General features: G+C 65.6%; 5 protein-coding genes. 4 read left to right on the plus strand and 1 reads right to left on the minus strand.

Features of this window, described 5'->3' with window-relative positions; all coding sequences use genetic code 11:
* The first annotated feature begins 550 nt into the window (after positions 1-550).
* Together V2B31_RS06200 and V2B31_RS06205 are read left to right on the plus strand one after the other, a co-directional pair.
* Entirely contained in the window at positions 551-1,822 is a 1,272-nt protein-coding gene (locus tag V2B31_RS06200; RefSeq protein ID WP_328276490.1) for an ammonium transporter, read from the plus strand.
* 5 nt (positions 1,823-1,827) lie between these two features.
* Entirely contained in the window at positions 1,828-2,673 is an 846-nt protein-coding gene (locus V2B31_RS06205; RefSeq protein ID WP_328276491.1) for a glycosyltransferase family A protein, read from the plus strand.
* Here V2B31_RS06205 and V2B31_RS06210 read toward each other — a convergent pair.
* Positions 2,670-4,001: an MFS transporter gene (locus V2B31_RS06210; RefSeq protein WP_328276494.1), complete on the minus strand. Its 1,332-nt coding sequence runs from the start codon at positions 3,999-4,001 to the stop codon at positions 2,670-2,672. The genes V2B31_RS06205 and V2B31_RS06210 overlap by 4 nt on opposite strands.
* A gap of 187 nt (positions 4,002-4,188) precedes the next feature.
* Here V2B31_RS06210 and cyoA point away from each other — a divergent pair, with 187 nt between their 5' ends.
* Both cyoA and V2B31_RS06220 read left to right on the plus strand, forming a co-directional pair.
* A complete protein-coding gene (gene cyoA / locus V2B31_RS06215) occupies positions 4,189-5,307 on the plus strand; it encodes a ubiquinol oxidase subunit II (protein WP_328276492.1) in 1,119 nt (372 codons plus the stop codon).
* Positions 5,308-5,332: 25 nt separating this feature from the next.
* A partial coding sequence (locus V2B31_RS06220; protein ID WP_328276495.1) for a cbb3-type cytochrome c oxidase subunit I occupies positions 5,333-7,037 on the plus strand: 1,705 nt, incomplete at its 3' end.

A 7,037-nucleotide genomic window follows, 5' to 3' on the forward strand; every position in this document is an offset into this window, starting at 1 on the left:
GAATCATTTCTTACCTGACCTTCGTTGAGAAGAAGGCGTGTTGAGAACAATGCGCTCCTAAAGCGCCGTTTGCGCCTACGCGAGTAAAGACCGGTTCACGCGGAGGCGCGGAGGCGCGGAGGCGCGGAGAGGTGGCGCAACCCCTCCGCGCCTCCGCGCCTCCGCGCGAACACATATCTCACTGAGCCTCCCCCAGCGATCAAACCCTGTCCTACTCCGCCTTTTTCTGCTTCACCCTATCGGATGCCCCCGCCCGCTCCTTCGCCCGACCAACCGCGCCACCCGACAATCGCGCCGGCCTTGCCCACGGATGACCGTCCCGCAACCCGACCGGCGCGTCGCAGGCGCGTCAGTGACGCGCACCCGTTACCCGGCCGTGACCTTGGAGGCGCGTCGCGAGCGCATGGCGAGCGCGTCGCAGGGGCTTCGCCCCGAAAAACCCCGCGACGGTGTGAACTTCGTAGGATGACCCCTTGGCGCCCATGCTTATCGAAAACTTTACCGCCCCTCCGCTAGAGCCGGACGCGATAATGATGATCGGACCAGCCTTATGCGCCTGCCCCACGCCCTGCTCATCTTCCTGGCGGTCGCCGCGCCGGAGCCCGTCTTCGCGCAGGTCGCGGCGGCGGACAGCGGCGACACCGGCTGGATGCTGCTGTGCGCGCTGCTCCTGCTGGTCGCGGCGCTGCCGGGGCTGATGCTGCGCCATGGGGGCCAAGTCAATGTCCGCAGCGCGCTGTCGGTGATGGCGCAAGGCGCGGCGGTCGCGGCGATGGCTTCGATCGTCTGGGCGCTGGCAGGCTACAGCCTCGCTTATGCGCCCGGGGGAAGCTGGATCGGCGGCGGCGCGAACCTGCTGCTCGCCAATCTGGGGCAGCTGCCCGACGGCCTCACGGTGCCCGAATCGGCTTTCGTCCTGTTCCAGCTTGGCCTGGCGCTCATCGCCGCCTGCCTGCCGGTCGGCGCGGTGGCGGAGCGGACGCCGATCGGCTGGTGGATCGCCTTCGCGCCGCTCTGGCTGCTGCTCGTCTATGCGCCGCTCGCCCATGCGGTGTGGGGCGGCGGCTGGCTCGCAGAGCTGGGCGTCATGGATTTTGCCGGAGCCTTGGGCATCCATGCGCTGGCCGGCTTTTCCGCGCTGGCGCTGGCGCTGATCGTCGGGCGGCGGCGCGAGCGCGGCGATGCCGGCCACGCCCCGGTGCTGAGCCTGGCGGGCGGCGCGCTGCTGTGGATCGGCCTGTCGGGCGCGGTCGGCGGCTGGGCGCGGGGCGCGACCGACGACGCGGCGACCGCGCTTCTCAACCATCATTTCGCCGCCTGCGCCGGCGCGCTCGGCTGGGCCTTGCTAGACAAGCTGCTGGGCGGACGCAGCAGCGCAACCGGCGTGCTGTCCGGCGCGCTGGCCGGGATCGCCGCCATTTCCGCCTCCGCCGCGCTGGTCGGCACCGGCGGAGCGATGCTGATCGGCCTCATCGCCGCGATCGTCTGCCGCATCGGCGCGGGCGCTCTCGCCCGCTGGGTGGACGATAGCGCGGGCATCTTCGTGATCCATGGCCTGGGCGGCGCGACCGGAGCGCTGCTCCTCCCCGTCTTCGTGCTGCCATTGCTGGGCGGCGTGGGTTTCGAGGGCAATATCGGCCTCACCGGCGCACTCGTCAGCCAGATCATCGGCCTCGCCGTCGTCGCGCTCTGGGCGCTGGTCGGCAGCGCCATCGCTGCCCTTATCGTCTCGGTGGTCATCCCGATGCGGGTTAGCCCCGAAGCGGAGGCCGAAGGGCTCGACGCGCGTCAGCACGGCCAGCAAAGCTGGGATTTCCGCTGAGCGCCATGACGCTCGCCGTCCTCATCTTCGCCCATCAGGAGGAGCGGCGGATCGGCCTCTGCCTCGCCTCGCTGCCGCTCGACCGGCCCGACACGCTGTTCCATGTGCTGGTGAACGGCACCACCGACGCCACTGTGGCGCGGGCGAAGGCGGCGGCGGGCGGCCGCGGTAACGTCATCGTCCATGACATTGCTCAGGGCGGCAAATCGCGCACCTGGAACCACGCCGTCCATGACCTGCTGACCGGCAGCGAGGAGGCAGTGATCTTCATGGATGGCGACGCGGAAATCGTCGGGGGATCATTCGACGCGCTGGTCGCCTGCCTTGCCGCCTATCCTGACGCCAATGCCGCGGCCGGGATGCCGATGAACGGCCGCATGGCGGCTGCCTATCGCGACGGGCTGCGGGTCGAAGGCGGCCTCTTCGGTGACCTGTATGCCCTCTCGGGCCGCTTCGTGCGGGAGATACGGACGCGCGGCCTGCGCCTGCCCGAGGATCTGATCGGCGACGATGGCCTGGTCGCCGCCTGGGCGCATACCGGGCTGGAGCGGGACAGCCAGTGGGTCCATGAGCGGGTGGTGATGTGCGACCGCGCCGGCTTCCTCGCCGAGCAGGTGAGCCTCGCCCGCCCGTCGACCTGGACGATGCAGTATAAGCGGCTCATCAACTACTCCGTCCGCTTCTATCAGAACCGGATCGTGTCCGACATCATGGCGCGCGAGGGGCCGGATGGCCTACCCGCGCGCCTGTCGAGCCTCTATGCAGACTGGCTCCCCCGCTGGCGCCCGCGCCCCGGCCTCACCGGCTGGTTCGACCGCAAGGCGCTGGCGCGGATGCGGCGGGCCGCTTAACGATCCCGGCCTGCAAGCTCCTTGTTGATATAGAGCGCCACCATCGTCGCGACTGCGCCCGACAGCAGGTAGATGCCCGACGCCGCAAGCCCGAACCTGACCGACAGCGCCAGCGCCACCAGCGGCGCGAAGCCCGCGCCCACCAGCCAGGCCAAGTCCGACGTCAGCGCCGAACTGGTATAGCGGGCCTCGGTCGCGAAGTTGGAGGCGACCACCCCCGACGACTGGCCGAAGGACAGACCGAGCAGCATGAAGCCCAGGATCATGAACGCCACTTCGCCCAGATCGCCGCCAGTCAGCAGCAGCGGCGCCATCACCGAGAAGATGGCGATGCCGCCCGCCGACCAGCCGAGCAGCGAACGGCGGCCAATCTGGTCGGCGACAAAGCCCGACACGACGATCGCCAGCAGCCCTACCGATGCGCCGATCATCTCGATGATAAGGAAACGCTCGATCGGCTGTTCGGTGTAGAGCGCGACCCAGGAGAGCGGGAACACCGTGACCATATGGAACAAAGCGAAGCTCGCCAGCGGAGCGAAGGCGCCGATGATGATGTTGCGCCCTTCCGCCTTCACGGTCGGCAGCACCGGCGAGGGCACCAGGTCGCGCTGCTCGAACAGCCGCTCGAACTCATGGGTGACGACAATGCGCAGGCGCGCGAACAGGGCGACGACATTGATCGCGAAAGCGACGAAGAAGGGATAGCGCCAGCCCCAGCTCAGGAAATCGGCTTCCGACAGGTTCATGAGGAAAAAGGCGAACAACCCGCTCGCCACCAGCAGCGCCAGCGGCGCGCCCAGCTGCGGCACCATCGCATACCAGCCGCGCTGGTGACGCGGCGCATTGAGCGACAGCAGCGACGCCAGCCCGTCCCAAGTGCCGCCGAGCGCCACCCCCTGCGCCGCGCGCAGGATGATGAGGACTAATGCAGCATAATGGCCTATCGTCTCGTAACCGGGTAGGAAGGCAATGGCGACCGTCGAACTGCCGAGCAGGAACAGCGCCCCGGTCAGCTTCGTTCCCCGCCCGTAGCGCCGGTCGATCGCCATGAAGACCAGTGATCCGATCGGCCGGGCGATGAAGGCGACGGCGAAGATCGCGAAGGAATAGAGCGTGCCGGTGAGCGCGTCGACATAGGGAAAGACCAGGTTCGGGAACACGATCACCGACGCGATCGCGTAGACGAAGAAGTCGAAGAACTCGGAGGTGCGGCCGATGATGACGCCGATCGAAATATCCCCCGGCGCGATCCGCTCGTCGCGCGCATTGATCTTGCGCGCGTCGTCTTCCAAAGGCTTGGAGGTGAAGGCGATGGCCCCACTATTCATACTCATCCGCTCCTTGGCTGGGCCACCGGCGCGGACGTCCCGTCTGTCAGCGGCCTGGGCGAGGCAACATAACAGAAAACCGCCAAAGTCTAAGCGGTATCCCGCGCGCCGCGTGTTTTTTGCGTCTGCACATAATGGGACAAAATGCCCACTGTGCCTCTCCGCCGGCAAGGCGTAGGCGCGCTCCATGCCACATCTCTCCCCTTTCGGCCGGACGCAGCTCTTGCGCTGGTGCGCCCCGATGCTCGCGACGCTTCTGGCGGGCTGCGACATGGTCGTGATGAACCCGTCGGGCGATATTGCAGTGCAGCAGCGCGACCTGATCCTGATCTCGACCGGGCTGATGCTGCTCATCGTGCTGCCGGTCATGGGGCTCGTCATCTGGTTCGCGCTGCGCTATCGCGCGACCAATGCCGCCAGCGAGAAGGACTATGATCCCGACTGGGATCACAGCACGAAGCTCGAACTGCTGATCTGGTCCGCGCCGCTTCTCATCATCATAGCCTTGGGCGCGTTGACCTGGCTCAGCACCCACAAACTCGACCCCTATCGTCCGCTCGATCGGATCGACTCGAACATGCGGGTCGACCCCAGGGTGAAGCCACTCACCGTCCAGGTGGTCGCGCTCGACTGGAAATGGCTGTTTATCTATCCCGAGTTAGGGATCGCCACGGTCAATGAACTGGCGCTGCCGGTCAATGTGCCGGTGCGCTTCGACATCACTGCTTCGACCGTGATGAACAGCTTCTACGTGCCCGAACTCGCGGGCATGATCTATGCGATGCCGGGGATGAAGACGCAGCTTCACGCTGTCGCCAATCGTCCGGTGACGAGCAAGGGGCTGTCCGCCAACTATTCGGGCGCGGGCTTCAGCCATATGCGCTTTGCCTATCACGCGATGGACCGCGCGGGCTTCGATGCCTGGGCGGCGAAGGTCAGGACCAGTCCGGTGGCGCTGGACCGCCCCGTCTATCTCGAACTCGCCCGCCCGACCGAGAAGGCGCCGGTCGCTTATTTCCGGGCTGGCGACGCGAAGCTGTTCGACGCGGTCGTCAACCTCTGCCCCAAGCCCGGCCAGCGCTGCATGGGCGAACTCATGCACGTCGACATGATGGGCGGCGCGGGCAAGGAGTCGGCGCGCGATACACGCGGTTTGCAATATGATTATCCCAACAGTCATGTGATCGAGCAGACCGACCGCAACCGGGGCCAGGAAACCGCGCCCGACGCGGCCGGATCGGCCCATGCGCCCTCGGCAGACCATAGCAACCACAGCGGCGCATCAGCGCACGCGCAGCACCAGTAAGGCCGCCACCATGACAACCGCACAGATGATCTTCGGACGTCTGACCTGGGACGCTTTCCCCTGGCATGAGCCTATCGTCGTCGCGACCTTCGTCGCGGTGGTGCTGGGCGGGGCGGCGCTCGTGGCGGCCCTGACCTATTTCAAGCTCTGGGGCTATCTCTGGAAGGAGTGGTTCACCAGCGTCGATCACAAGAAGATCGGCATCATGTATATGGTGCTGGGCCTCATCATGTTCCTGCGCGGGTTCGCCGACGCGATCATGATGCGCATCCAGCAGGCCTGGGCCTTCAACGGGTCGGAAGGCTATCTGAACGCCCACCATTATGACCAGGTGTTCACCGCCCACGGCGTCATCATGATCTTCTTCGTGGCGATGCCGTTCATCACCGGCCTGATGAACTATATCGTCCCGCTCCAGATCGGCGCGCGCGATGTCAGTTTCCCGTTCCTCAACAATTTCAGCTTCTGGATGACGACCGGCGGCGCGGTGCTGGTGATGTGCTCACTGTTCCTCGGCGAGTTCGCGCAGACCGGCTGGCTCGCCTATCCGCCGCTGTCAGGGATCGACTATAGCCCCGCGACCGGCGTCGATTATTATATCTGGGCGCTCCAGGTAGCGGGCGTCGGCACCACATTGTCGGGCATCAACCTCATCGCGACGATCGTAAAGATGCGCGCGCCGGGCATGACGCTCATGAAGATGCCAGTCTTCACCTGGACCTCGCTCTGCGCCAACGTGCTGATCGTCGCTTCCTTCCCGATCCTGACCGCAACGCTCGTGCTGCTGTCGCTCGACCGGTATGTGGGCACCAACTTCTTCACGAACGACTTCGGCGGCAACCCGATGATGTATGTGAACCTCATCTGGATCTGGGGCCACCCGGAGGTCTACATCCTCATCCTGCCGCTGTTCGGCGTCTTTTCCGAAGTCGTGTCGACCTTCTCCAGCAAGCGACTCTTCGGCTACACCTCGATGGTCTATGCGACCTGCACGATCATGGTGCTGTCTTATCTGGTGTGGCTGCACCATTTCTTCACCATGGGGTCGGGCGCCAGCGTCAACAGCTTCTTCGGCATCACGACGATGATTATTTCGATCCCGACGGGCGCGAAGCTCTTCAACTGGCTGTTCACCATGTATCGCGGCCGCATCCGCTACGAACTGCCGATGATGTGGGCGGTCGCCTTCATGTTGACCTTCACCATCGGCGGCATGACCGGCGTGCTGCTGGCGGTGCCGCCCGCCGACTTCGTGCTGCACAATTCGCTGTTCCTGATCGCGCATTTCCACAATGTCATCATCGGCGGCGTGCTGTTCGGCCTGTTCGCGGCGATCAATTACTGGTGGCCCAAGGCGTTCGGGTTCAGGCTGAACCAGTTCTGGGGGCATGTATCCTTCTGGTGCTGGAATATCGGCTTCTGGCTCGCTTTCGGGCCGCTCTATGTGCTGGGGCTGATGGGCGTCACCCGCCGGATGCGCGTGTTCGACGACCCGTCTTTGCAAATCTGGTTCGTCATCGCGGCGATCGGCGCGGCCATCATCGCCTGCGGCATCGGCGCGATGCTGATCCAGTTCGCCGTCTCCATCTGGAAGCGCGACAGCCTGCGCGACGTGACCGGCGATCCCTGGGACGGGCGCACGCTCGAATGGGCGACCAGTTCGCCCCCGCCTGAATATAATTTCGCCTTCACGCCGGTCGTCTATGACGCCGACAGCTGGGCGGACATGA

Source organism: Sphingobium sp. (genome assembly GCF_036170395.1).
Lineage (GTDB): Bacteria > Pseudomonadota > Alphaproteobacteria > Sphingomonadales > Sphingomonadaceae > Sphingobium.

Coding starts and splice junctions, on each gene's coding strand:
- V2B31_RS06200 (WP_328276490.1), top strand. CDS start 551: ATGCGCCTGCCCCACGCCCTGCTCATCTTCCTGGCGGTCGCCGCGCCG.
- V2B31_RS06205 (WP_328276491.1), top strand. CDS start 1,828: ATGACGCTCGCCGTCCTCATCTTCGCCCATCAGGAGGAGCGGCGGATC.
- V2B31_RS06210 (WP_328276494.1), bottom strand. CDS start 4,001: ATGAATAGTGGGGCCATCGCCTTCACCTCCAAGCCTTTGGAAGACGAC.
- cyoA (WP_328276492.1), top strand. CDS start 4,189: ATGCCACATCTCTCCCCTTTCGGCCGGACGCAGCTCTTGCGCTGGTGC.